Below are 26,432 nucleotides of genomic sequence, written 5' to 3'. Positions count from 1 at the left end.
CCATGGGTACTATCTACCGTCCGTCCAGCGCAGTTTGGATGATCTGCGCCATGCGCGTTTCGAAAACAGCCGGACGAAACTGCTCGGTATGCTGTCTAATGGCTTGGCTGTCCCATGTAATAGTTTCGGCCCGCCGAATGGCCGCAATGACCGCATCTATCTCCTGGCGGTCAAAAAAGACGCCTGTTTTCCCGTCAATCACGGTATCTTTAACTCCGCCTTGCCCATAAGCGATCACCGGACGACCCGCGGCTTGCATTTCCACCGGGACAATGCCAAAATCCTCTTCACCCGGAAAAATTAAGCCCTTGGCCCCCGTCATCAGAGCGGACGCCTTCTCATCATCGACCGCCCCCACAAACTCCACATGACGACTGGCCAAACGCGCTAATCGCTCTCGTTCCGGACCATCTCCGGCCACAACCAGTTTGATTCCTAACGCATTCGCGGCTTCTATCGCGAGGTCCACCCGCTTATACGCGACAAGGCGTGAGAGAACCAAATAGTAGTCCCCCGGATGGGGGGCAGGCTGAAATCGGTCAATATTGACCGGCGGAAACACAACCTCTGCGGAGCGGCGATAATGTTTGCGGATGCGCTGCTGCACGGTATGGGAATTGGCCACCAAAACATCGGCCCTGTCGGCCGACAGGCGATCCCAAAGGCGTACATAATGAAAAACGGGGCCCATCAGCCTTCGCGTCAGGCCTTTGGCTTCACGATTATGGTAATCGTGATACAAATCCCAGGCATAGCGCATCGGCGTGTGAATATAAGACACATGCACAGTCTCCGCCCGCGTCAACACGCCTTTTGCAATCGCGGCACTCGATGAAATGACCAAATCATAGCGCGATAGGTCGAATTGCTCAAACCCATACATAAGCAACGGCAAGTAGCGATTATACCAGCGCTTGGCCCGGGGCAACCGTTGAACAAACGTTGAATAAATGGTCCGTTGTTGCAAATATGGGGAGAGGCGAGAACGATCTAACACTCCCGTATAAATGGGAGCATCCGGATACATATGAGCCAAGGTCTCTAAAACACGTTCGGCTCCTCCCATCGTTACCAGCCAATCGTGGACAAGAGCCACTTTCATGATCGATGCCTTCCGTACCGTTCCCACGCCACACTCACCGCTGCCAACGCCAAAAGCAAAGGTAGAATTACTCCTTGGTCAATAAGAAAATCAACCCAGTTGTGAATCACGAAAGCCGTCATCGTTCCAAAGGCTCCGACCAAAAGCGCATACCAATAAGGAGACAAGGCGGCGGTTTTCTCCCGTACAAGGCGCACTGAAGACGCTAGCCACGACCATTCTAGCCACAGCGCAGCCACGATGCCGCCAATTCCCATATCCGCCCCCCACTCTAAATATAAATCATGGGCCATAGGCGGGATGCCCGCCAATCCCTTGGGCGGATGCTGCTGAATGAAGAGATGAAAGTTACCCAATCCTACCCCTAACAGCGGATGTTGACGAATGGCACTCAAAGCCGATTTCCAAATCAGAAGCCGTTGATCGGTATCAAAATGTCCCGCAGGATTAATCACAGCCGTAACCGTGGTTGTCAAACGTTCAAGGGTATTTTTATGAGCCCCGACATACAAAGCCGTATGACTTAAATCGGTTTTGCCCAACAAAAAGACCACGACAAACATCACAATCGGGACGAGAATACCGAACGATGCAAATCGCTTAAGAGCCTGACGTCCGCGTGTTAGGGCAATCAATACCCCCATAAAGAATACGCTGCCCGCATCCGCGACCCAAGAACCTCGCGAATAAGAGATCACGACGCCTAAAGCCGTCAAACCTAAAGCGACTTTCAGCCAGCCTTGACGCAGCGAGGGCGGACCTAATGCCACCAAAGCCGCTAATAACGGAAAGGTCTGGTCACTAAAGCCACCAAAAACATTGGGTTGCCCAAAAAATCCTGTCGCTCGAACATGGTGGCCGTCCACAATGTTATAAACGGGACCTAATTGCAGCATAAATTGATAGAGTCCGTAGAGAACCATGACGCTCACCACCACAAATAAGGCGGCTAAATACCAATTCCATATCGCGTTGTTGTCCCCATATTCCCGAAACACCGCCACCATGACAACAAAAAACTCGAGATATTCCAAGATTTTGATGACCGTTCCGAAATGGCTGAGACTACTGGCCAACGAAAGAATCGCCATGATAAAGAGAAATACCAACGGCCACCGGTACGGTTGTGGAAAGAAGCGGCGCGCCAATCCCGTTATGCCTTCAACCCAGTGGTCGCGAATTAATTTCAAGGCCATGACGATCGCCATAAAATCAGCCGCATAAAATTTGTGATGATGGAAAACAATCCCTAACGGAAACGGTGCGGCCACAATGTATAAAATGGCCGCAGCAGGCAATGAGACCCATGTCATCCAAATATAGCCCACAAAAAAAATAGCAGCTCCGATGCCCCCCCAGCGCACGGCAATCAGAGCCCCCAGTAAAGCGATTGCCAAAGACGGGAGCAGTTTCTTTGAAAAAAGCGGTTGATCACTCGACACTGCTTCGGCCTGCATGATTGGTTCCTCCCCGGTATCGTCGCCCCATTATTATCGTGCCACTTGTAAATAAACCGCACGTGTTTGCAAAGCCGTTTGGCTCCACGTATAAGACTTGATGTGCTCGAGCCCCTTCTGCGCCCAGATGTCGTGGTGCTCGGGATGCGTCCACAGTTGTTCCATGTGCGCTGCGATGTCTTCAACGCTTAAAGGATCGACAATCATCGCCGCGTTACCCGCAACTTCCGCCAACGCTCCCCGATTAGAGCATATCACGGGAGCTCCCCAGCCCATCGCTTCGAGCACTGGCAATCCAAAGCCTTCATACAAGCTCGGATACACCAAGGCAATGGCATGACGATATAAGGACGCTAAGTCGTCTTCGGAAACATAATCCAAGAATCGGACCTGTTCGGCAATCCCTAACCGACTTGGCGCTTCGAGGACAGGCTCGTAAAGCCATCCTTTTTTACCCGCAATTAACAGATCCACTTGTCCCCTTAACTTCTGCTTGTCCACTAATTGGGCAAAAGCTTCAATGACGCGTTGAAAATTTTTTCGGGGCTCAATCGTCCCCACGGCCACAAAATAGGGACGGGAATTCAAGGACATCGCAGACGGAATGCCGCGACGAATGACGCCATGCGGCACGACCGTCACTCGCTCTCTTGGCACCTTAAGAATCTCATGAAGATCATCTGCAGTCGCTTGACTCGGTACAATAATATGATCCGCAGCACGAACCGACCATGCCAGCATTCGCCTTTTCACTTGCGACTTAGCCCACGGAAACATTTGGGGATACTTATATGCCACTAAGTCATGCACCGTTGCCACACTGTGCCGAACGCGCCTGAGCACTGGCACTTGATAATCGGGAAAATGGACCACATCATAGGACGTCTGACGCAACCACTTATGCAACTGCCACTGTTCAAACATCATCCGTTCCCGACTGTGGTGAAGATTGCCTGGGGGCACCACCATCGTCCCGCCCGGAAGCACTTGGCCCGGCAAGCCAATGGCCATCACCTGATCGACCATGGCGAATTGCGCCACATAGGCCTCCACCAGCGACGCAATATACCGTCCAATACCCGCAGACTGTGGATGATACAGTAAGGCGTCGACCACGACTTGCAGCAATATCCCTCCCGTCGTCACATCCCACATTGGATTTTATCATACGTCAAGTCTGTGCATTTGTCTTACCGTATGTCCTAAACGCGGCCATCATCTGGCATCTCGTATTATTCGACATGCATTCCCCACAGATTGCAAAGTCTTGGCGCAAATAGAGGAGTTTGGCAGGAGCACGCCGTATAGATATTGCAGAGAACCTTTGACGTGTCGGCTTATGTTGTTTTGATGTTGTTTTGATGTTGTTTTGATGTTGTTTTGATGTTGTTTTGATGTTGTTTTGATGTTGTTTTGATATGGATCTTTTTAGGAGGCCTTTATAACCATGAGACAAACCCGGGCCCGGCGCCATCGCCATTCCCAGTTTTTACATCGTCGCCCCCGTAACCGAACCGCTAATCCTGCTTTAGCCTTAATTTCCTCAGCATTGCTATTCGCGAGCTTGCCCGCGGCGGCTTATGCGCAAAGTGCTGTCGTGCTCTCCAGCTATACCCTAAATGCTGGAGATACCACGATGACCTTAACAGGTCAAGACTTTGGCTCAACCGCTGCCACGGTCACCATTGACAACCAACCTGCGCCCGTTACGAGCTGGACCCCCTCGTCCATTACTGTCAGCATTCCTGCCGATGCGGGCCCTGGCCCGATTCAAGTCACAACCGCTCAAGGGATTGTCTCCAACGATTTGACATTTGCCGGCGTCAGCCGAGGATCGTATGCCCTCTCCAGCAATGGTACAGTTACTCCCTCTGGCAACGTGCCCTTTTACGGAGATCTGTCGTCCATCGGCGTATCGTCTTCCTCACCGGCCGTGCAACTCATTCCGACAGCCAATTACCAGGGATACTGGATTTTGACTCAAAACGGCCAAGTCTATGCGTTTGGCAACGCCACGCCTTTCACCTCGAACATTCCTGCTACATCCCCCGCAATTAGCATGGCGGCAACCCCTTCAGGTCAAGGCGCGTTTGTCTTAACGCAAAATGGAACGGTCTACGCCTTAGGAAATGCGCAGACGTATGGCAATGCCACAGGATCATCCCCGGTTAGCATTGCCAGTACGCCTAATGGTCTGGGTTATTGGGTTGTCAGTGCATCAGGCGTTGTCCAAAGTTTTGGTGATGCACAAAACTTTGGCAGCTTGCCGCAAACTGCTCAGCCACAAAGCACTTCCGTATCGTACCCCAATGGCACGTTACTGCGTCAAAACGGAACAAGTCCCGTTTGGGTGGTTGAAAACGGCACACTTCATCATATTCCCAATCCGACCATCCTTTTAGGCATGGGCCTGTCTTGGAGCCAAGTGCAAGTGGTTTCCTCGTTATCCGGTCTTTCGGTAGGAGCTCCATTAGTGACCCCCTACACGTCTGGGACATTGCTTCAACAAAATGGTCAAAGCGCCATTTATCTTGTGATGAACGGCATATTGCGCCATATTGCCAGCGCGTCGGTATTTACGCAAATGGGCCTTTCGTGGTCCTCTGTGGTCCATGTCAATGAAATCAGCCCCAATTGGCCAATCGGCCCCGCCCTAACGGTCCCCGTCGCGTATTACCCCTCGGGCACGTTATTAAAAGCTCAGAACAATCCTGCCGTCTACATGGTCAATAATGGGACCCTGGAACACATCATGTCAGGCTCCGTGCTTTCAGCCATGGGCTACCAATGGAGCGATATCACCGTTGTACCCACTTTACCGAATTTGCCTATCGGGCAGAATCTAACGACCCCGATGCGCGCCTTTCCCACCGGCACTTTGGTGAGACAAGCAAACGAAGCGGCCGTGTATTTGGTCCAAAACGGCACATTGCGCCATATTGTCAATCCCCAGGCGCTTTATGCCCTAGGATTTACCTTTGCTCAAGTTGTGGTCGTACCGACCCTAGAAGGGTTGCCCACCGGATCTCCCCTGGACAGCACCTCAGATCCCACGCAGGCGCCGTCTACAACCCCTGCGGCTTCAACCAATGATCCCCCCACAGTGGTCGGCTTTACCCCGACGTCTAATGGTCAAGGGTATTGGATTTTGCAATCCAATGGCGTTGTGACAACCTTTGGCAATGCCCAAAATTTTGGCGAGCCCCCGGCGGGCACACAAGCCACACAGCTTGTCGTCAGTGTGGACCAACAAGGGTACGACGTTATCACCGCCGATGGCCAAGTTTTGACATTTGGCGATGGCCCCGCGTTAAGCGTGCCTTCGTCACCCGTTTCCGTGATTGATTCACCCATGCCAGCCAATGTCCCCGCTGCCCCCTCGATTGCGCCCTCTGGCTTTTTATCCATGGGCTACGGGTTTTTTGTCGATAACTTCCCCAACGGCGTGAATAACTCATCGTACGAAGACTTGCTACAACACGGCAATTCATTGTCCGCCATTAATCCCGCCTGGTTCAACTTGGCCCAAAATGCGGATGGATCGTGGCAAATTACTAGTTGGTCAACCACAGGCCCCTATGCTGCGCCCGACATCAATGGCCTCAACAATATTCAAGTCGTCACCGCTCAGGCCCAACAAGAAGGCGTCATGGTTTTACCCTCTATTGGCAGCTATTATAATCCCGCCAATGGGCCCATTACCACGGCGGCCGACGACGCCAACCTGGTCCAACAAATCGTCTCCCTTGTGACCCAAGATGGATTTAATGGCATCACGATTGACTTCGAAAACAATGGATACGGAGGCTTAGGCGTCTCAGGGGCTTCAACCCAATACACGACCTTTATCCAACAGCTGGGTACAGCATTGCACGCCGTCAACAAACTGTTGATGGTCGCTGTCTATCCTTCGTCATATCCCAACACATTGTACAACTATCAAGCCATTGCCCCTTATGTCAATTACATCAATATGATGACCTACCCTGAAGACAACTCCAGTACGTTTCCTGGTCCCACAGCTGGGTTCCCTTGGGTTGAGTCCTTAGTCCAATCCGCCATAGCAGGCGGCGTGAATCCCCAGCAAATTATCTTGGGCCTAGCGCCTTATGGCCATGAATGGACGGTCACCAATCAAGGCGTGACCGGCGTCGGCGCTGTAAGCAACCGAGCCGTTCAAAGTCTTTTGCAGCAGCAAGGAATTTCCCCGTTATGGGATCCGACCCAAGATGAAATTGTCTTTACGGCGGGGCCGTTAGCCCAATTGCCTCCTGCAGGGTACTCGATCGCCGATGACAATCAATCCCTGCCGCAAGTGGCCAATTTGCAAAACCTATTAAATTTCGTTCTGCTCAAATATGCGATTGACAACAATCAAACGCCGCCGGCTCTCTTGCCGACTGACGGCTATTATGGGCCGCTTACCACGGCTGCAGTCACCGCTTTCCAGCAGGACTTCAATGTCCAAGGCGCCACGGCGGGCGTCTATGACACCGCCACAGCTCAAGCTTTGCAGCAGCTGATTACCCAGTGGAATATTGGCCAAGACATTTATTGGGATGAAACATCCCAGTCCATCGCTGACCGTGTGCAACTGGCCTTACAAAACAATTTAGGAGGCGTCGCCGCGTGGCGCTTACCCTTTGAAACCCCCGGCTACTGGACCGCTATCGGCCAGCTGACCCCTGTCGCCCACCTGCAGCCATAAATGGGCCCGTCATGGTATGATCGGGAAAGAACTCAATCGGTGGAAGGAATGGTGCCGTTTATGAATCCTCGAAAATCTGTCAAGTGGTCTATTCTTTTGTCATTGCCCTTGGCGCTCGCAGGGTGTGGGTTTCACCACGCCGCCAGCGCCCCCAATACGTCTCGTCCTAAGACGTTGCGCCAAACGTCACCCAGTCCGTCTCCATCCCCGTCTGCGTCGCCTAGCCCATCTCAGACGCCGTCATCACCTTCGACGTCATCATCATCATCACCCGCAACGCAGTCTGTCCAGGCCCCGCCTCCGCCAGGCGCGGGGCCCTACACGGGGTTAAAAGTCGCGGTGGTTGCGGCCGTACCAGAAGGCACGTCAACCGTATCGGGCCAGCGGCTCAATGTCTATCGCCTCACCGTAACGGTCGATAACCCAACATCAGGGATCATTGGCTTGGCGCTCGATGACTTAGCAGTTGATGCCAATGGTGCCTCTTACGCTTGGAACGATTACGTGCAGCAAGGCCTCACGGCGTCCAATTCGCTGTTTGCCTTTCCTCTCACTCCAAAGAGCCCCGCGTCAGACGTGACTCAGATTCTACCAGGTCGCCCTTTAACGGCAGAATTGACGATCCAAGCCCCTTCTGCTTCGCAATATGTTCTCGTGTGGAATGGTACGTCCACACCCACCGGGCCCCAGGCTACATTTCATTAACGCCATTCTTGGGGATGAGGAGCATTGACAATGGAAGAAAGGCTTTTAGGAAAAACCAAACAACCTGTCTCCCTGATTGGATTTGGCGCTCTAGAAGTAGGCCGCACGTGGGGATTAGGTTCGCCTCAGGACACCGAGCGACCCAACGAACAAGACGCAACGACACTGCTTCATCATGTGCTCGATTGCGGCATTACCTTAATCGACACCGCCGCCGCGTATCATGCCAGCGAGGCACGCATTGGCCAAGCGCTAACTCACCGGCGTGCGGAGTATTTTTTGGCCAGCAAATGCGGAGAGCATAACAGAGAACCCGGTACCTATTATGATTTCAGCGAAGAGGCGATTCGCACCTCGATTGACGAGTCCTTAATCCGCTTGCAAACGTCCCAAATCGATTTAATGCAAATTCATTTCGGCCCCGATCCCACCCGCGTATTACGCGAAGGATTTACGGTCAAAGCCATGCGAGATGCTCGCGAGAAAGGGCTCGTACGCTTCTTGGGCGCCTCGTGCGAACCAGATATTGTCCCTGCCATTATCTCGCTCCAAGATTTCGATGCCATCCAGTTAACCTACAACCTCTTGGACCGCCAAGCCGAAGACGCCATCAAACGCGCTGCGGATAACGAGTTGGGCGTCATGATTCGCTTTCCCTTAGCTATGGGCTTTTTAACCCCCAAACGCCACGCAATATCCCAAGACTCTCCTAAAGCGCAATGGGCGGCCCAATATTTGCAAATCGCCCATAATGACGATGCCCTCTTGATTGCGCTGGCATTGCAATTTATCGCCCGCATGCCAGAAGTCTCATCGATTCTTGTGGGAACCAAAAATCCTTTGCACTTGGATACAGCCATTCAAGCCCTGACGGTGCCGCTTCCTTCAGGCATGCTAGATGAGGCCATACGCCTTAAAGCGACGGTCTAGGCCTTCTCGCATAGGCGGTCTAGGTCAGCTAAGACGCTTTGGGCGCGGTGATCCCAGCTGTGGGCTTGATGTACTGCGTCGTAGGCATGCATGCTCAGCTCCTGCCGATATTGAGGAGACGATATGACAGCTATGAGCGCTGCGGCCAGCGCGCGAGCATTGGCTGCTGCATGAATTCCGACGCGGTAGCGCTCCACAAATCGCGCAGCTTCCGAACGATCCGTCACGACAACCGGAATACCATAAGAGAGATAGTCCATCAACTTCACGGGCCACGCTAACCGGGTATACGCCGTATCAGGTCGCGGGATCACGGCTACGGCAGCCTTTTCATACCATGGCAAAAGCGAGGGCCCTGCCGCTTCTGTCACGGTGATATACTCAGGAATCCTAGCTTGTGGCCATTCTGCACGCCGCATTATCAATGCCAACCGTGCTTCAGGGCATTGCCGATGAACGTGACCCATCGCCTCGATTAATAACTCTACCCCATCGTACGGGCCCCCAGCGCCGACATAAAGAATCCACGGGGCTGAGGAAGTCTCATGGGGTCGTAAGGAAACAGGTGTCACGGCCCCTGGTGGCAATAGACGGACTTGAGCAGATCCTTTAGGCAGCAAATCGCCCAAGCCCTGGGTGGGGACATAAAGAATGTCGGCCCAAGCCCCATACGCCCGTAAAGTCAGCCCATAGAGTAGTGCCATTATGTAGGATTTCGCACCGTGCAAGGGATAGAGATCAGGAAATTTTTGGTAATAGTCGCGCACAAATACCGCTACCGGCAGGTTTTTTTGCGCAGCATGGCGTAAAAACAGAAGGTCGCGGACCGTCGCCGTAGAACTCGCACTTTCCACGTACACGGCGTCTACCGCATTCAAGAGGTTGTGACGCCATGCTTCCGTTAACCATGGCCCACGTTGACGGCGTGTCCCTGTAATTAGCGTGACCTGAACATGCCGCGCAAAGGCCTCTGCCATTCGGTAAATGCGCACTTTGGGGGCGCGATCCAAGGCATCAAGCGGATAATGGCCCACCATCAGCAAATGCTTTATCGTCATACGTCGCTACCAGGCTCAAAACTTTTCAGCCACTTCTCCGCGATCCGTTGCCATGTATAGTGGTCTCGTACAAAGCTCCACCCGGCTTGTCCCATTGCGGTCCAAGCATCCTCAGGCATATCCGCCAGCTGCAAGACGGCTGCTGCTAACGCGTCCCCATTTTCGGGCTCGGCGACGACGCCCCCCTTAGCCCGGTGAATAAGATCAGCCATTTCCCCCTCGCCCACATAAATGACCGGCACCTGGGCCGACCATGCCGGAAAGACTTTAGAAGGCCTTGCCCCCTTAAACAACGAGTGGCGGCGCAGCGGCACCACAACAGCCCGTGCTAAACTGAAATAAGCGGGCATGTTCTCGACCGGCTGCAATGCCTCAAACCACACATTGGTCAACTGGGCTGCCTTGACCTGTTCCATTAAATGAGCTTTTACAGGGCCGTCCCCAACCAGCAAAAAGGCGATATCCGTGCGGTCCCGAAGCCGCTTGGCTGCTTCAATAATGACGTCCAAGCCTTGGGCATAGCCCATGGTCCCCGGGTAGAGAAACACCTTTTCAGTCCCCTTACCCCACCTTGCACGCAACGCGGTGGGCATCTCGACGCGTGGAAACTGCGCTAGATCCACCCCATTTGGAAAAAAGAGCACGCGCTCTGGAGGAATTTGCCCTGTTTCGCGAATGGTTTGTTGAATGCCCTCCGTGACCGCAGAGACATAGGCGGCATGAGCATACAACGACAACTCCAATCGCCTTGTTAGGCCGACAAGCCAAGGATTGCGCACCAATCCCAAGGCGACTGCCGATTCTGGCCACAAATCTGATACCGACAAGATATAAGGAACCTTAAACCAGCGTGAATACAGCCGCGCAGTCATCCCTAAAAACAACGGGGGCGATTCCACTAAAAGATAGTCGGGACGCGGCAGTTTACGCAAGCCCCCAAAACTTGTCACCACAAAGGAAAAATAATTCAGCAATCGCCACCAAAACCGTTTATTGGGGGGCACGCGCCAGATCCATGTCCGAATCACAGGAATTCCTTGCACTATTTCTTGCACGTGAAACGCAAAACGTCTGGAACCAGACGCCCCTAAATGGTGGGGCATTGCTGCCACCACCGAAACATGATGGCCTTGACGCATCAATTCATGCGCCATGGCCTGCAACCGTATGGATGCCGCTCCGGGCTCAGGCGGGTAATATTGCGTTAAAAAAATAAAGTGCCGTCCGCGCTGCGCCAATGTGTCTCCTCCGCACAATAATATTTGGTCTATTCATCATACCTGAATTAACGTCATTCTCCCATGGCTCATCCCTAAAATGCGCACGCAAAAAAGCGAGGGAGGCTCCCTCGCTCGCTTAGAGCATTGTACAAGGCTCCTCGCACCACCCTCGCGGTTACTTCGTCAGCAAATAGCCAACATAATCTAAGAGTTCTTGCGCACAGTGATCACAATAGCCCATGTCTTCAATGAGACGGCGCTTGACTTCCATCACACGATTCTTCTGTTGGTCATTCAACACTTTCGTCGACGTCGTCACTTTGACTAAATTCGCCACATCGGCAAATAGCTTCTTTTCGATCGCTTCTTTCATCTTGGGGTGTGAATCCCAACTCAGCGATTGGCCCCTGCGAGCCATGGCTCCCGATTTATTCACCATTTCCTGGCGAAAGGCGGTCGCTGCTGCGTCGCTGATCCCCAATGCCTTTTCCAAGTCTTGCAAGATCTTTTCGTTCGGCTCGACTTCTTCCCCGGTTACCGGATCTTTCACCGTCGTGTGCATAATCCGTGCCTCGGCATGCTCGAGATAGTTATCATAAAGCAATTGCGCCGCATCTTGAAATGAATCGACAAAAGCCCGCTGAATTTCATTTTTCGCAGCTTCGTCATATAACTCATGGGTCGCCTTCAACGCTTCAAGCAGATCCTGGTTCTTAACTTGAGTGATATGCTGTTCAAAGCTTTCGCGAATTGCGCGCAACATAGCTGTCGGTGTCACACACACATCTTTGTCACTCGCCATGGCGTACGACAAGGCGTCCAAAATGTGCCGCGGCGAGATGCCTTGAAATCCCTCTCCTTGCTTACGCGCAAGTTCCCGCACCCGATTGATTTCCCGCTGCTGCACATCAGGCAGTTCTTTGCCATCGTACAGCGTGAGCTTTTCTTTGACGGAGAATTTGGCATCGCGGCTTAGGCGGGTACCAACGCCAAACATCGCTGCCACTTTCAACGTATTAGGCGCAATATGCTTGCCTAAATCAGCCCCTGTCAAGTTCATCATTTTCTGGTATGTCCGCATTTCCTGACTCACGGTCAGATTATACGGCACCTTGATCAACAAGACCCGGTTATGCAAGGCCTCATACGCTTTGTTACTAACAAACCGCTCAAACTCGTTTTCGTTAGTATGCGCAATAATGGCTTCATCGGCATCAAACAGACCAAACCGTCCTACCTTGATCTTCCGCTCTTGCGCCAAAGTCAACAGCCCATGCAGGAAATCAGGCTGGGCTTTCAACATTTCAATGAACTCCATAATGCCCCGGTTCGCCGCATTAAAGGCTCCATCAAAACGGTACGCCCGAGGATCTGACTCCGAACCATAGCGAGAAATGGTCGACAGATCCATGGATCCCACCAGTTCACTGATATCTTGCACCTTGCTGTCGGAGGGGGCAAACGTGCCAATGCCAATCCGGCGGGATTCCGAAATTAAGACTCTTTTAACCGGCACTTCTTGCAAACGCCCTTGATATTCGTGATCCACCATCCACTGGCAATAGGGACAGAGGTCGCCTTCGATGCTCACCCCCGTCGCCTGCATAAATTCCCGGCGCGCCGCCTCAGGCAGCAAATGTAACGGTTCTTCCTGCTGGGGACAGAAGGAGATAGCAAATAAGGCGCCCGCATCCGTCCGCGAATATTCTTCCATGCCTTTTTTAAGAATGGCGGTAATGGTAGACTTCCCTGTGCCAGGACTTCCCATCATCAACAAGATTCGGCGACGAATGTCCATGCCGCGGGCCGCCGCGGCAAAGTACTCGACGATTTCATTTATCGTGTCATCAATCCCAAAAAGCTCTTGACTGAAAAATAGATACCGGGGTGTCTCCTGATTTTCCGGCTTTTCGACTCCATGAGACATAATCATGCGATAGATGCGGGCATGGGCGAGATCAGCGATGGAAGGAGTCTCTTGCACCTTTTGAAGGTAGTCGGCAAATGTTCCTTCCCATGTCCATGCCCCCGCCGGGGGTTGGTGCAGGCTAAGCCATCCCGTATCAAACTGTGCCATATCAATCCCTCCTTCTCCAATCCGCTTCGTTGCCGTACCAGATTTTGTGTAGGCTCGTAAGCATCACGTCGCCGCCCCACAAATAGGCAATGGCATTGAGGACGTCCTGGGTATATTCCTTGTGCAACGGCTTCTCGCCATGATACACAAGATCGAGGCGATGGTTTTGTGCATCAATCTGCTCGACAAAAATTTCTGGTGTGTCCGGCATAAAAGCCTTTTGCACGTCGCGAGCGAGATCTTGGGCCGGATAATATTCCATGCCCTTGGACGGGTCATTGGGATCGCGCGGCCGTTCTAGCGGCCAAACATTGCGGTCTTGGGCCAACTTCACGAGGTCTGGAGTAATCCATTGATTGACCCATTGCTGGTCCGTTTGGTCCTCCACAATTTGAAAACATGTCGCTAAGCCGTGCATCTCCGCAATGAGTTCCCACAAGGTCCATCCGAAATAATAGGGATTAAAGAAATGATGGCTTTGGGTCACCAACGCATGCATCCGCATAGCCTCAATATGGTCTTGTTCGTCCCAAAGGGAGAACTCTCGCGTCAACCGCACGTGCCAAAATGTCGCCCAGCCTTCGTTCATATACTTCGTTTGCGCTTGAGGCTGAAAGTAAAGCATTTCTTCGCGCAACATGCGTAATGCCATCCGTTCCTCTTCGCCTAAGTGGCCTAAATCCGCGACAATAGCCAAGACGTCCTGCGTTGCAGGCCACATCTTATATCGCGGAATATAGCTGCTGTCATCTTCCGTATCCGGTGGTTCCTCGTCGTAGAGCTGCTTGACCCAGTCAAATGAGGGAGAACGCACAGGCGAAGCTGGCGGCATGGTCTGCAATTCGGGCGCTCGGTAATAAGGGTCCACGAGTTGACTTAGGGTATGCGCCGCATCAATCAGTTTCTCCACCCGGGAAAAACTGCGTTGACGATGCAAATTTTCCAGCCACTCGGCATGTTCGCGAAACCACATGCCCACATTGGTCCTCCGAACACGGCTAAGATGCCGATTTCGTGCAAAGAAGTCCGTGTGTCCTAAGACATGACCGATCACTAAGACGTTATAGGCATCCGCGTTTTTGTCCAATAGATAGGCTAACGCCGGGTCTCCGTTAACAACCAGCTCATAAATGCGTCCCATGCCTTGCTCATCGCGCTGCTTGGCGATCCAGTACCGTTCCCCATGCGTCCAATGCCGATAACGTCCCGGCACAAAATACGAGGACAACGTATAAATGTCTTCATCGGACACCATGTGAAATTCAGTCGGCAAAGGTTGCAGCTGGTGCGTATGCACGAGCTGATCCATCTCTGCGACCCAGTCTTCAAGGGTTCCGTGGACCATTGCACTCACCTCCAGGTCCTGCAGACGGTCATCGCGTTATTGTAGACGGTTTTTCTCATCAATGACCATACGAATGGCGGGAAGAATGTGATCTTTGTGGTCAATTTTGGCCATTCTCATGGCCGGGTGAAAATGCCCTTGGTACTCGGCACTTTTGCGAAAGAGAGACCAAAGAGGGGAAACCCCTTTATGGCCTTCGACTTCAAAGTACCCCAAAATAGACGACGTCGCCAAAATCGCTTGAATCGTCTCGATTAATTCCCGGCCATAGTCGGACCAGATATCGCCATCCGAAAAGTGCAACAAATACCGGTTCCAATCATCATGGGGAAACTCGTCGTCCCATAACTGCAAGATTGTCTGATACGTGGAGAGGATTGCTGTACCGCCCGTAATTTCACGGTTGAAAAAATCCTTTTCGTCAACCGCTACAGGCGTTGTGGTATGCAAAAAATACCGTATTTCGGCGTGCTGATATTGTCTGCGAATCCATTGCACGAGCCACCACGCCGCCGACTTGGACAAATAGCGCTTCGACTCATCCATAGACCCCGAGGCATCACGCACTAAGGTAATCACGGCCGACGTAATCGGTTTGGGATAGGTTTTCCAACTTCGGTAACGCAAATCATCTTCTTGAAGGTAGTCTCGGCCTGCCTTTGCCGCCTCGTACAAGCTGCGGCGCTTGTCAATATTCGCCCACGGTCCATGGGTCGTGACATCGTCATAACGGTCTTCTTCGCCATGTAATACACCCCGAGGTTTATCTTCCAACCGCGGCAATTTGAGGTCATCCAGCAATAAGTCCATAATTTCTTCTGTGGTCAGCTCAATCCATACCACGTCTTCGCCACCATCATTGCCAGGCCCCGTTCCCTTCCCCTGGCCCTGTCCTGTCGGAGGTTGGTAGCGGAAATCCGGTTCTTCTAGCTTCCTAACCGCGATACGGATGCGCTGATCGGGAGCGCTGCCCATGACTGCCTCTTGTGTGATCAATTCCGGCAGTTTTGCCTTGATAGCTTGGTTGAGTTTACGCAAATACCACTGACGATCGAGCTCGCCTTTCTGATCATAAAGATTCATGGTCATCCCTCCGTTCACGGGAACAGAAACAGAGACCGGCAGAGTAAAGGAAAGAGGAATTTCACGAGGGAAGGTGCTACAGGTTGCTTACAGTATACCATACTATTAATAATTCCGACAGTTCGAAATCGGAATTCAGCCTCCCGCCCAAAGGTTGATTACCTGCGCTTTGGCCCCATCCTTCTAGCTGCGAGCTTCCTCCCTTTAATATATCGGAAGCGTGGCTTGTATTAGAATGCCTGTGCAAAGATAAATGTCACAACAGTGCCTGAGCCCATGCACATCGGGGCCAACACAAACATAGCGTGCAAAAAGATCTTGTTGACCGTTTTCGAAAGAAGGTGCTTGTCATGCTGACATGGTCGATGCTAGGAACAACCGCGGGCCTGGTTATTCTTGTCCATGCTATCCTCTTTTTGGTTCGCCGTCTTTGGCCCCACGCCTCCCCCACCTTGACCGCCATTTTGGCTTCAGAGGCCTTGGTCTGGATCTACGGCTTAACCACCCGTCTTGTGACCGCTCCCAACGCGCTGCTCTGGACCTGTGACGGGCTAGTCATTGCCGCCATTGCTTTAGGTGGCTTGTCTGCCATCAAAATTGAAAATCCCTCATAATGATGGATGAACCCCGCGACAAAAAAAAGTGAGAGCAGGCGCTCTCACCAGACTTCGCATGGGCTATTTCGCTTGGCGACGTAATGAGCGGACAGCGTCTGCTTTGTCGGCTCCTTTATCCTCGGGCGAAGACACCCGCGTCACCGACGAAGGTCCTAAAACGGCATGCAGTTCGTGTTGGGCCAACTGCACCAAGGCGCGCTCTCCCGCGCTTAACGCGTTCCACGATTTGGTCGACAACAACCGCTTGGCTTCTTGTCCTAACAAGATCGCTTCCACCAACCTTGGGTCCACCGCCTTCGTCTTGGACCCTGAACCGCGCAGAATGGATAAAATTGTGGCCAACAAGGCAATGCCCGCCATCACCCAAAACGCCAAGTGCAGTCCTTGAATAAAGCCTGTAACCGAAGCAGCGCGTGCCCCTTGAGGAATGCCTCGGACAGTGCCAGCAAAAATCGCCAACATCGCGGGACGAGGAATACTGCGCGTCACCAAGACTAACGAAAAGGCTATCGAAATCAACATACCGGTGTTGGTAGTTAACGACCGAATCCCAGAGGCCTCTCCACGGTGTTTGATGCCCACGGCATTCATAATGTTGCTGGAGTTAGGCGAATTAAAGAGTCCCGACCCAAAACCTGAAATCAGCATCCACAGCGCCAAGTGCCAATAAGGCGTGTCAAGACGGATGTCGAGGGCCAAACCGCCTAAGCCCACGACCGTTAATACCGTTCCTAAGGTTGTTGGCAATAACGGGCCAAAACGGTCCGACATCCAGCCTGAAATGGGCGACAAGACCAACATGCCCAAAGCCAAAGGGATGGCCAAGATTCCCGCTTTTAACGCGGTATCGCCCTTTGGTCCCTGGAAATAGAAAATTAACAAAAACAAGATGGCCATGCGGGCAATGGATAGCAAGGAAGCCGAGAGATTGCCAAATCCAAACGTCCGATTGCGAAACAGTCCTAAATGCAAAATAGGAGCAGAGGCCCTCGCTTCATTCCATAAAAACCATGGCATGAACACAATAAAAGCCCCAAATCCTACATAGACAGCGGGATCCTGCCAGCTTTTTACGGCTCCCCACGTCAAGGCAATAAGAAGGCCCGTGACCCCAATGAGGTATGTTATAACCCCCATGGTATCAAAGGTCTTGGGTTTTCCTTCTCCGCGCGCGTTGGCCCATCCCAGCACCAATAGCGCCAGAATGACCGCAATGATTCCAAATGGCACATTAAACCAAAACGTCCATTGCCACCCATAATCGGTGGTCAGCCAGCCGCCTAACACAGGACCAATAATCTGGCCCACAGCCACAACCATTACATTGATGCCCAACGCGCGGCCCAATTCTTCTTTCGGAAACGCATCCGCAACAATGGCGGCACTGTTTGCCATAAGCATGGCCCCACCAATGCCTTGAAACACACGCAACACGATTAACCATGGCGCCTGATCCACAAACCCTGCGGCCAAGGACACCACCGTAAAAATCATCATCCCCACAATGTACAAGCGCCGCCGCCCAAAGCGGTCAGCCAGGCTGCCCGCCATTAAAACCATCACTGTTTGGGCTACCATGTACGACATCATAATCCACATCGCGGATAATAAGGATATGGACAAACTACGAATAAGATCCGGCAAGGCAATAATCAAAGTGCTGAAATTCAATGCCGAAAGCAAGGCGCCCAAACTTGTGACCGCCAGTACATTGTATTTGCTTCCTCTGTTACCGGTCATACCGATCCCTCCTGGCTGCGGATATGTGCCGCCAATTCCTCCTCTAACTCCGCATACCGCGTTAGTTTCGCTTGAAGCCGCTGGCGCATTTGGGCAAGCCGATCTATGCGTTCTTCGACTCTCGCCAATTGTCCTTCAATGATGCCCGTGGCTTGTTTGACAACCGCCAACCGCTCCTGATCCGTACGAGACTGACGATACTGGCTTCTCAAGCTTTCTACCGCATCTTCTGCTTGCACGACTCCGCGCACTTCTTCTAAGGACCAGCCTAATAATTCCTTGAGCTCTTGAATATGACGGATACGCGTCACCGTTTCCGGTCCATAGACACGAAATCCGCCGTCGAGTCGCCGCAGTGGCTCGATAAGCCCTATGTCTTCGTAATATCGGAGGGTGCGTGTCGTAGTTTGACAAATCTGGGCCAGTTCCCCGATCTGCATTTCATGAGTGGGTTCCAACCCCAACACCTCCTGTTCGGCGCACTATCTTATCTATATCATACTCTAACGTTAAGGTTAATGAACACGCAAAAACACTACCGCAAGAACAATGCACCAGAGATCATGGAGGCCACAATGACCAATACTGGTGACAATTTCAGCCCCCGAATCGCAATAAACCCTACAATAAAAAACACGAGTGGCAGAATATAACGATGTTTCGGGAAGGTTCCAGGAATAAAATCCAAAATAATACTAAGCAACAAGACAATGACAATGGGCTTGACCCCGCGAATGATACCCACGACATAGGGATTAGACTTATTCGCCAGCATAAATTGATATAAGCCCAGCATCAGCAACAATGAAGGCAATATCACTCCGGCCAAGGCACTTATCACGCCCACAACCCCGCCAACCTGCCATCCAATGGATGCCGCTAACTTAGTCGCAATGGGGCCTGGCAAGGCATTGCCGATAGCCAGCATCTCTGCAAATTGGGTATTGTCCATCCAGTGATAACCATTCACGGAAATGGCTTGAATGAGTGAAATTGAACCGGGCCCGCCGCCATAGCCCAATATGCCCACTTTAAAAAATCCCCAAAACAATTGCAGCCATTTATCCATTGCCTGATATCCCTTCACTGTCTCATTTCGGCCAAAAAATGTTCACCGACCAAGATACCGTATAATGCGGTCGCTGGCTATAGTGGATTCCCACGCCGCCTGGTTAATACGCCCCTTGTCTTTTAAAGACCGAGGCAATGGTGCCGAATAAAATCCTCACGTCCAACCACAGCGTCCAGTGCTCACAATACCAGAGGTCCCACTGAAGCGTTTCCTCTAAGGTCAGATCGCCTCGTCCCATAATTTGAGCCAGCCCCGTAATCCCTGGCTGAACGTTATGACGAGCATGCGCATACGCCGGATACAGCGCCACCATTTCAGGAATTTCTGGCCTTGGTCCCACCAGGGACATGGAACCGGTCAAGACATTCCACAGCTGCGGCAATTCATCCAACGATGTGCGCCGCAACCACTTGCCAAGGCGCGTAATGCGCCAGTCCTGATGATCTTGAAATCGGTAGGTCAGCGCCTCATCAGGGCTGGGCGCCGTCCAATGGATATCCGCGCCAACTTGCATGGTACGAAATTTCCACATCTTAAATGGCTGCCCGTGGCGCCCAATACGCGTTTGGACGTAAAAAGCTGGCCCCTTTGAATCCCACCGAATCCATAACGGTGTGAGTTTTGCCAATTGTACACGTCCCAAGCTGGCTTGAATGTCAGTCATGTTATATTTAAATCCGGCGGCCTCCACGCTATACACCCATGATCCCGATTCGCCATACCGGTTCCACGCATGATGCGACATCCCGTGCAAAGACAAGACGCGGATTTTCTGGGCAAGCTCTTCATCTGGCACCACGAGTGCCCCCCCTTCGCCAGTGGTGAGGTTTTTCGTGGCATAAAAAGAAAATGAGGTCAGATTGCCAAATGTCCCCACCTTTTTCCCGTCATAGGTGCTGGCTAAAGCATGGGCCGCATCCTCAATAATGGGAAGATGATAAGTGTCACGCAAGCGGTTCAATGCCGATAGATCAACCGGATGTCCACTATAATGTACTGGCAAAATCGCTTTGGTTCGTTCGGTCAGCGCATCTTCGACCTGCGCCATATTAATGTTAGCGGTGTCCTCTTCGACGTCTACTAACACCGGCGTTGCGCCTGCATGAATAATCACATTGACAGATGCTGCAAAGGTATAAGGCGTGGTAATCACTTCGTCTCCAGGGCCAATCCCTAGTGCCAATAACGCCAAGTGCATACCTGCAGTACACGATGACAGGGCAACCACCGTAGCCCCTTGAAGATACGCCGATAAGTCCTGCTCAAATAAGTCGGTTTGCGGTCCCCGTGAAATCCAATGACTGCGCAAGGTCTCGAGTACCGCGGCTTCTTCGTCTTCTCCCAGGTCCGGCAAATTGTACGGCAAAAATTGTGCGCGCATGCTATTCCTCCTTGCGTAGTAAATCCTCGAGAATCATCGCCACGGGATCATAGGCGTGGATCGCAGGTTTTGGACGCGCCCGCTGTTCCAGAACGGCCGTAACAATGTCATGGGTCCGCCACCCGGTTAAGACCGCTTGCCCTGTTGCCACGAGCTCTCCCCACTCTGTTTCTTCACGCAAAATGTAAGTGGGGGTTCCCACGCGGCAAGCTTCGCGCTGCACGCCGCCAGAATCTGTCACAACCGCATAGGCATGCCGTTCGAGTGTAATCATCTCCTGATAGCCTACGGGGTCAACAACCATAATTGGCGGGGTTAATAAGGCGTCGAGCTGAAATTCGTGTATTTTTTGCCGTGTCCTTGGATGCATCGGCCAGAACACCGGCTTGGGTAAGGCCATAAAGGCTTGTAACAGGCTATGCAAGTGTCCGCTGTCATCCGTGTTCTGGGCGCGGTGCACGGTGGCTAAAATGTATTGCCCCGAATCTATTCCATACCGGTTAAGAACCGCAAGATTATCTGGGGTTTGGTCAACCAGGGTATCCATGACGTCTCCGGTGAGCTTGACCCCCGAGCGAATCCCTTCTTGCGCGAGATTGTGCACCGCCTGCTGCGTTGGACAATATAACCGTGTCGCGATATGGGTCATGACGTCATGGACGCGGTTGACTTCTTTCTCGACATGCGCTGGCATCGCCACGGCTATTGGTATTAGACAATCACCCAATCAGGCGCTTCCCGTTGTAAAATCGGATCGAGATCCACCAGCATCCGCCCTGTCTGAACACCGTGCGTCCCGGAGCCGGCTGTCAACGTATAATCCGGGTGAGGAATCGGAAGGTGCTCAAAGAAAACGGTCGAGAGAGTTTGATCATAATGCTGACCCGTATGAATCAACACTTCGTGGGCGACTTGCCGTAGCCTCGGTGAAACGACCGCCGCCTTAATAAACTGGGGCCTGGCGCCTACGATGGTGACCACTTTCATCATGCCTAACCACCCTGATAAAATGCCGCAATTTGTTGGACCACGTAATCGACCTCTTGATCGGTCAATTCCGGAAACATGGGCAAGGAGAGTACTTCATCTTGCGCTTGTTCGCTGCGCGGGAAGTCTCCTAGCCGGTAGCCAAGGTCTCGCAGAGCTGGCTGCAGGTGTAGCGACAAGGGATAATAGACCGTCGTACCAATACCCCGATCCTTTAGATAGGCGCTCAATCGGTCTCTGGCTTCGGCCCTTATCGTATATTGATGAAATACATGGCTAAATCCTTGGGGAACACTGGGAAGGTGAATATCGCTAACGCGCCGTTCCACAAATCCTTGACGATAGCGCTCGGCGATTTCCTGTCGCCTGGTCGTCCAGTGCGCCAAATAATTCAGCTTCACGTTTAATACGGCGGCTTGCACCGCGTCCAAACGCGAGTTGATGCCTAACCATTCATGGTGATATTTTTGGCGTGACCCATGGACGCGTAGCGACCGCAACATGGTTGCCCATTGGTCATTCGTCGTCGTCACCATTCCCGCATCTCCAAAAGCGCCTAAATTCTTCGTCGGGAAAAAGCTGAAGGCCGCCAGATCACCCACGCTCCCAGCAGGCTTATTGCGGAGTGTTGCGCCAATCGCTTGGGCCGCATCTTCAATAATCACCCCCGCATAGTGCTGGCGCAAGGCGTCAATGTCGGCCATCAGCCCAAATAAGTGGACCGGGAGCATCGCTCGGGTCCGGCGTCATTTGCGCGATGCGCTCTTCAAACGCTTGCACCCGACCAGGAGGCACCAATGTCTCCTTATGACTGCCATCGGGCCAAAAAATCCACTGTTCTTCTGGCACTTGGCGCACAACTCGTGCAGGAACGCCCATAACCAGCCGATACGCTGCGACGTCTCGCGTGACCACGGCTCCAGCTGCGATGAGGGCTTCTTGCCCCACGTGAATACCCGGCAAAATCACGGCGCCACCGCCAATGCGTGCAGCCCGGTGAATCGTCGGGCCCAATATGGCATCATGGCGCGCTTCCGTACGCGCCACATAGGGGTCATTCGTGGTGGTCACCATCGGCGCAATAAAAACGTGATCTTCCACGGTTGTGTGAGCCGTTAAATACACGGCCGTCTGCAATTTCGTATAATCTCCGATGGTGCAGTCATTTTCAACCGTCGACCGCTGTCCGACGACCACATACGCGCCCAATATACAGCGCTCGCGAATAACGGCTTGGTCCGCAATAAAACAGTCCCGTCCCAGCTTGGCTCCTCGATATAAAATCGCCTGTGCCCCAATAACCGTGCCCTCCCCAATGATTAGGGGTTCTAAGTTCCCGGTATGCAAATTGCTGGTTTTACTGCGGGCTGGGGCTTTCCCTAAAATTGCCCCATCGCCTATCACCACGTTGTCTCCAATCACCACGTCTTTATGCACGATGACATGATGACCTAATGTCACATTCTGGCCAATGCGTGCCCCTTCTTCAATGACACAATGCAGGCCTTGTTGATGGTTTGTCATGAGTCAACTCCTTGCGATTTCATCCATCTTGACTACTCGCCCCTCGCGTCCGGAGCGCATGAGTCCTTCAATGACCTGGATGCTGGGCAGCGCCGTGGCGGCATCCAACCGAGCCGGCGTCTGACGGACAATCGCTTCGGCAAAATCCTGCAATGCGTCATGATGACTTTGCCAGCTAGGTCGGGAAGGCAGGTCCAAGATGGCTTGACGCACAGCCGCTTCGTCATCCGTCCCGACCCGCCATGTTGCGATTTGCTGAACAGTTGGGCCAATCATCACGACGCCTTGGTCACCGACCACCGTAATGCGCTCTTCTAAATTGGTTTGCGGTACACACGTCGTGGCAACAACCGACGCCAAGGCCCCCGACACAAACCGCAAGCTGCCAGCTACCGTATCTTCCGCTTCGATAGCATGTGTCAACGTCGCGGTATGGGCAAAAACCTCATCAACGGGCCCCATCACTTGTAACAGCACATCCAAGGCATGAATCGCTTGATTAAACAAAACGCCTCCATCCATGGCAAAGGTGCCCCGCCAAGGTGCCTCGTCATAATACGACTGGGGACGGGCCCACCGAACGGCCACGCCGCCGTTCACCACTCGTCCCAGCCGTCCTTCTTGATGAGCGGCCAATAATTTGCTGACCGTGGGTAACATGCGATTAAACTGGGTCACGACAACGACCACGCCGCGCTGACGTCCATAGTCAACAATAGCTTGTGCATCGTGTACGCATCGTGGTCAACGACAATCCAGGGCAAGTGGCTCGATCGTGATATTGCACGACCGCCCCTTGCTGCTCAAGCAGTTCGAAAATCTTAAGAGCTGGCGATTCGCGTTCATCATTGATGTCCTTTTTATACGCCACGCCTAACAAAAGAATACGGGAGCCGTTCACCGCCTTTTTTTGTCCATTCATCGCGCGCACCACTTTGTCGACCACAAAGTAGGGCATGCGTAAATTGATCTCGCCTGCCAACTCAATAAAGCGCGTCGGGAAATCGTATTCGCGGGCTTTCCAGCTAAGGTAGAAGGGATCTAAGGGAATGCAGTGTCCGCCCACACCAGGACCCGGTTGAAAGATTTGAATACCAAAGGGTTTGGTCCCCGCCGCTTGCAACACTTCCCATACGTCAAGATTCATCCGGTCACATAGAAGGGCCAACTCATTAACCAAAGCTATATTGACCGCGCGGTAGGTGTTCTCGAAAACCTTAGACATTTCTGCCACGCGTGGGGAGGACACCGGAATCACGTGCGATATCGACTGTTGATATAACAGTGTCGCCGCTTGCCGACACTTTTCCGTGACCCCGCCCACAAGTTTAGGTGTATTGCCCGTCTTATACACCGCGTCCCCAGGATTGACACGTTCTGGAGAAAAAGCCAGAAAAAATTCATCCCCTACGCGTAAGCCGCTGGTTTCTAAAATAGGCTCAAGAACCTCTTCTGTTGTCCCCGGGTAGGTCGTGCTTTCCAGTGCAATCAATTGGCCTGGTCTCATAATACGGCGAACTTTTTCAGCTACCGCTAGAATATAGGAAAGGTCGGGCTCCTTATTCGTCGTCAAGGGTGTCGGAACACAGATAATGATGACATCGGCTTCTGTCAGGCGCTCATAATCCCCAGTCGCCTGCAGCTTGCCCGACGCAGTGAGGCTTCGCAAGAGATCCGAATCCACATCAGGAATATAATTGTCCCCCTTGTTGACTCGATCGACCTTGCTTAAATTGTCATCGAGTCCGATGACAAAAAAGCCTGCCGCCGCGTGCTCCACGGCCAAGGGAAGACCCACGTAGCCGAGGCCCACAACTCCCACCACCGCGGTGCGCGTGGCCAAGCGCTCCATTAACTGCTCAAAATAGGTTGTCTGCGCGTTTTCAGTGAGCACGGGCTTCTCCTCCTGTCGTCGACAATCCCATCCCCGGCAGCGCTGCCACATTGCTGTTTTGGGGCTGGTATTCGGGGACAATTTCTTTCAACAGCCGTCGAATTCGCGGTTCATCCGCTCTGCGCCCCGCCTCGACCAATTCTTCTAGCAGTGGCAGGAGGCGGCGTGCATTGGGGACGTCCCCTGTATGGATAAAAATCCGAGAATTTTTGGTCGCTTTGGTTTGATCTTCTGGCGTTAAGGGCTCTTCATATAGTTTTTCGCCCGGACGCAAACCCGTGAAGACAATATCCACATCCACCCCGGGCGTGAGGCCTGATAGCCGAATTAGATTTGTGGCCAAGTCCATAATTTTTATCGGTTCACCCATATCGAGCACAAACGTTTCGCCGCCCTTGCCCATAGCACCTGCCTGCACAACCAATTGGCAGGCTTCGGCAACGGTCATAAAGTACCGCACCATGTCGGGGTGAGTCACCGTCAGCGGTCCCCCTTGTGCAATTTGTCGTTGGAAGGTGGGCAAGACACTACCGCGCGAGCCCAAGACATTGCCAAAGCGCACCGTAACGAATCGCATATGCGTATTTTGAGCGTAAATAGCCCCGAGGATTTCTCCGATACGTTTGGTAGTCCCATAGACACTAGTAGGATTCACGGCCTTGTCCGTGGATATAAACACAAAGCGCTCGACATGCATCTTTTGAGCCATATCAAGGAAACCCCACAACCCTTCAACATTGTTGCGAATCGCCTCGGGAGGTTGGATTTCCATTAATGGCACATGTTTGTGAGCCGCGGCATGAAAGATAACTTCTGGACGATTCTGTTCCATAACGTGTTGTATACGGCCTAAATCGCGCAAGTCAGCCACCACTGGCGCTACCCGCATCTCCGGATAGCTGGCCCGCATTTCCTGTTCAATATCAAAAATTGACGTTTCATCAAGACCCAACAGCACAAGACAACGGGGATTAAAACGCGCCACTTGCCGGCAGAGTTCGGATCCAATCGTGCCCCCAGCCCCCGTTACCATCACCGTGCGATTCGTAATATATCCCGCGATCTCAGCCAAATCAACGAGCATCGCGCGAACCCGCATATTGCCACATCCGATGATAAATGCGTGTGACCCACAACAAAAGAATTGTCGTAAGGGTAAAATAAATGGCAATATGTTGGTAAGGTTGGAGATACTGGCGTGGAATATAGGGAACATCAAACCGCAAATACAAGGCTAGGTACACCGAAGCGTTAATCATAATCGCATCAATAACCATGGCCAAGACAATCTTGAAATACATACGGAATCGCGGAGCCATAGATTCCCCTCTTTCATAAATGGCACCTGGCGATAGGCCAGCAAGACATTGTACGCGCCAAAATTATAACACGTTTATTCAAGGCACAGGGGCGAGAACCACATCCGATATTCAGTCATTCGACGGAATTCACTAGACAAAAGCCTTTTCATTCATTTATAGTAACGCCCGCACGGTCACAAACGTTTATTATACAGGTGATCAATTGATGGC

The 26,432-nt window shown here is 52.4% G+C and carries 24 protein-coding genes and 1 pseudogene; 5 read left to right on the top strand and 20 right to left on the bottom strand.

The features are described from left to right. Positions 1-13: 13 nt before the first annotated feature. Genes ORD20_RS01685 through ORD20_RS01675 form a run of 3 tightly spaced genes read right to left on the bottom strand, consistent with a single transcriptional unit; the run spans position 14 to position 3,714 of the window. Entirely contained in the window at positions 14-1,102 is a 1,089-nt protein-coding gene (locus ORD20_RS01685) for a glycosyltransferase (protein WP_103375709.1), read from the bottom strand. Beyond that, positions 1,099-2,559 carry an O-antigen ligase family protein gene (locus tag ORD20_RS01680; RefSeq protein ID WP_103375708.1) on the bottom strand — a complete coding sequence of 487 codons (1,461 nt, stop codon included), beginning with the start codon at positions 2,557-2,559 and terminating at the stop codon, positions 1,099-1,101. Before ORD20_RS01680 ends, ORD20_RS01685 begins: the two co-directional genes overlap by 4 nt. Positions 2,560-2,592: 33 nt before the next feature. After that, positions 2,593-3,714, bottom strand: coding sequence for a glycosyltransferase family 4 protein (locus ORD20_RS01675; RefSeq protein ID WP_103375707.1), 1,122 nt, complete (start codon positions 3,712-3,714; stop codon positions 2,593-2,595). Between the two features lie 292 nt (positions 3,715-4,006). Between ORD20_RS01675 and ORD20_RS01670 the strand changes: the two are divergent. From ORD20_RS01670 to ORD20_RS01655, 4 genes and pseudogenes are all read left to right on the top strand, one after another. Then, positions 4,007-4,363 (top strand): annotated as a pseudogene (locus tag ORD20_RS01670) (IPT/TIG domain-containing protein); the annotation flags it as partial. Between the two features lie 600 nt (positions 4,364-4,963). After that, positions 4,964-7,267: a glycosyl hydrolase family 18 protein gene (locus ORD20_RS01665; RefSeq protein WP_369825261.1), complete on the top strand. Its 2,304-nt coding sequence runs from the start codon at positions 4,964-4,966 to the stop codon at positions 7,265-7,267. Between the two features lie 39 nt (positions 7,268-7,306). Beyond that, complete coding sequence (locus ORD20_RS01660) at positions 7,307-7,972, top strand: hypothetical protein (RefSeq protein ID WP_430626454.1); 666 nt, start codon at positions 7,307-7,309, stop codon at positions 7,970-7,972. 30 nt (positions 7,973-8,002) lie between these two features. Continuing rightward, positions 8,003-8,902 (top strand): aldo/keto reductase, encoded by a 900-nt coding sequence (locus ORD20_RS01655; RefSeq protein ID WP_103375705.1) that lies wholly within the window; start codon positions 8,003-8,005, stop codon positions 8,900-8,902. Here the strand turns inward: ORD20_RS01655 and ORD20_RS01650 are convergent. The 5 genes from ORD20_RS01650 to ORD20_RS01630 form a co-directional block, all read right to left on the bottom strand. Beyond that, positions 8,899-9,960: a glycosyltransferase gene (locus tag ORD20_RS01650; protein WP_103375704.1), complete on the bottom strand. Its 1,062-nt coding sequence runs from the start codon at positions 9,958-9,960 to the stop codon at positions 8,899-8,901. The genes ORD20_RS01655 and ORD20_RS01650 overlap by 4 nt on opposite strands. Continuing rightward, positions 9,957-11,198 (bottom strand): glycosyltransferase family 4 protein, encoded by a 1,242-nt coding sequence (locus tag ORD20_RS01645; RefSeq protein ID WP_242968539.1) that lies wholly within the window; start codon positions 11,196-11,198, stop codon positions 9,957-9,959. Before ORD20_RS01645 ends, ORD20_RS01650 begins: the two co-directional genes overlap by 4 nt. Before the next feature lie 157 nt (positions 11,199-11,355). Further along, positions 11,356-13,257: a PrkA family serine protein kinase gene (locus tag ORD20_RS01640; protein WP_103375703.1), complete on the bottom strand. Its 1,902-nt coding sequence runs from the start codon at positions 13,255-13,257 to the stop codon at positions 11,356-11,358. A 1-nt stretch (position 13,258) separates the two neighbouring features. Further along, positions 13,259-14,602 carry a SpoVR family protein gene (locus tag ORD20_RS01635; RefSeq protein WP_103375702.1) on the bottom strand — a complete coding sequence of 448 codons (1,344 nt, stop codon included), beginning with the start codon at positions 14,600-14,602 and terminating at the stop codon, positions 13,259-13,261. Between the two features lie 36 nt (positions 14,603-14,638). Further along, positions 14,639-15,685: a DUF444 family protein gene (locus ORD20_RS01630; protein WP_158246284.1), complete on the bottom strand. Its 1,047-nt coding sequence runs from the start codon at positions 15,683-15,685 to the stop codon at positions 14,639-14,641. A 350-nt stretch (positions 15,686-16,035) separates the two neighbouring features. Here ORD20_RS01630 and ORD20_RS01625 point away from each other — a divergent pair, with 350 nt between their 5' ends. Next, positions 16,036-16,299, top strand: coding sequence for a hypothetical protein (locus ORD20_RS01625; RefSeq protein ID WP_103375700.1), 264 nt, complete (start codon positions 16,036-16,038; stop codon positions 16,297-16,299). Positions 16,300-16,362: 63 nt separating this feature from the next. Here ORD20_RS01625 and ORD20_RS01620 read toward each other — a convergent pair whose 3' ends face one another. The 12 genes from ORD20_RS01620 to ORD20_RS01565 all read right to left on the bottom strand — a co-directional run bounded on the left by ORD20_RS01620 (position 16,363) and on the right by ORD20_RS01565 (position 26,219). Then, positions 16,363-18,042 (bottom strand): MFS transporter, encoded by a 1,680-nt coding sequence (locus ORD20_RS01620; protein ID WP_103375699.1) that lies wholly within the window; start codon positions 18,040-18,042, stop codon positions 16,363-16,365. Then, on the bottom strand, positions 18,039-18,500 hold the full coding sequence (locus tag ORD20_RS01615) for a MerR family transcriptional regulator (protein WP_103375698.1): 462 nt from the start codon (positions 18,498-18,500) through the stop codon (positions 18,039-18,041). Before ORD20_RS01615 ends, ORD20_RS01620 begins: the two co-directional genes overlap by 4 nt. A 77-nt stretch (positions 18,501-18,577) precedes the next feature. Next, the gene (locus tag ORD20_RS01610) at positions 18,578-19,111 is read right to left on the bottom strand and encodes a chromate transporter (RefSeq protein ID WP_103375697.1); all 534 of its coding nucleotides are present in this window, start codon (positions 19,109-19,111) and stop codon (positions 18,578-18,580) included. Positions 19,112-19,214: 103 nt separating this feature from the next. Beyond that, positions 19,215-20,495: an aminotransferase class I/II-fold pyridoxal phosphate-dependent enzyme gene (locus ORD20_RS01605; RefSeq protein WP_430626453.1), complete on the bottom strand. Its 1,281-nt coding sequence runs from the start codon at positions 20,493-20,495 to the stop codon at positions 19,215-19,217. 1 nt (position 20,496) lies between these two features. Further along, on the bottom strand, positions 20,497-21,222 hold the full coding sequence (locus ORD20_RS01600) for a UDP-N-acetylglucosamine 2-epimerase (RefSeq protein WP_430626452.1): 726 nt from the start codon (positions 21,220-21,222) through the stop codon (positions 20,497-20,499). Next, positions 21,207-21,485 carry a UDP-N-acetylglucosamine 2-epimerase gene (locus ORD20_RS01595; protein WP_430626451.1) on the bottom strand — a complete coding sequence of 93 codons (279 nt, stop codon included), beginning with the start codon at positions 21,483-21,485 and terminating at the stop codon, positions 21,207-21,209. Before ORD20_RS01595 ends, ORD20_RS01600 begins: the two co-directional genes overlap by 16 nt. 2 nt (positions 21,486-21,487) lie before the next feature. After that, positions 21,488-22,213 (bottom strand): DegT/DnrJ/EryC1/StrS family aminotransferase, encoded by a 726-nt coding sequence (locus ORD20_RS01590; protein ID WP_430626450.1) that lies wholly within the window; start codon positions 22,211-22,213, stop codon positions 21,488-21,490. Beyond that, entirely contained in the window at positions 22,173-23,006 is an 834-nt protein-coding gene (locus ORD20_RS01585; RefSeq protein ID WP_430626449.1) for an acyltransferase, read from the bottom strand. The genes ORD20_RS01590 and ORD20_RS01585 overlap by 41 nt, the downstream gene beginning before the upstream one ends. Before the next feature lie 3 nt (positions 23,007-23,009). Then, a complete protein-coding gene (locus ORD20_RS01580; RefSeq protein WP_430626448.1) occupies positions 23,010-23,696 on the bottom strand; it encodes a Gfo/Idh/MocA family protein in 687 nt (228 codons plus the stop codon). 19 nt (positions 23,697-23,715) lie between these two features. Next, positions 23,716-24,858 carry a nucleotide sugar dehydrogenase gene (locus ORD20_RS01575; RefSeq protein WP_430626668.1) on the bottom strand — a complete coding sequence of 381 codons (1,143 nt, stop codon included), beginning with the start codon at positions 24,856-24,858 and terminating at the stop codon, positions 23,716-23,718. A 31-nt stretch (positions 24,859-24,889) separates the two neighbouring features. After that, positions 24,890-25,984, bottom strand: a complete 1,095-nt coding sequence (locus ORD20_RS01570; protein WP_430626447.1) for a UDP-N-acetylglucosamine 4,6-dehydratase family protein — start codon at positions 25,982-25,984, stop codon at positions 24,890-24,892. After that, the gene (locus ORD20_RS01565) at positions 25,974-26,219 is read right to left on the bottom strand and encodes a hypothetical protein (protein WP_430626446.1); all 246 of its coding nucleotides are present in this window, start codon (positions 26,217-26,219) and stop codon (positions 25,974-25,976) included. Before ORD20_RS01565 ends, ORD20_RS01570 begins: the two co-directional genes overlap by 11 nt. Between the last annotated feature and the right edge of the window lie 213 nt (positions 26,220-26,432).

The sequence above is a fragment of the Sulfobacillus thermotolerans genome, from assembly GCF_039623705.1.
GTDB classification, from domain to species: Bacteria; Bacillota; Sulfobacillia; order Sulfobacillales; family Sulfobacillaceae; genus Sulfobacillus; species Sulfobacillus thermotolerans.
The sequence above is the reverse complement of the archived record's forward strand: the minus strand, read 5'-3'. Positions and strand labels throughout refer to the sequence as shown.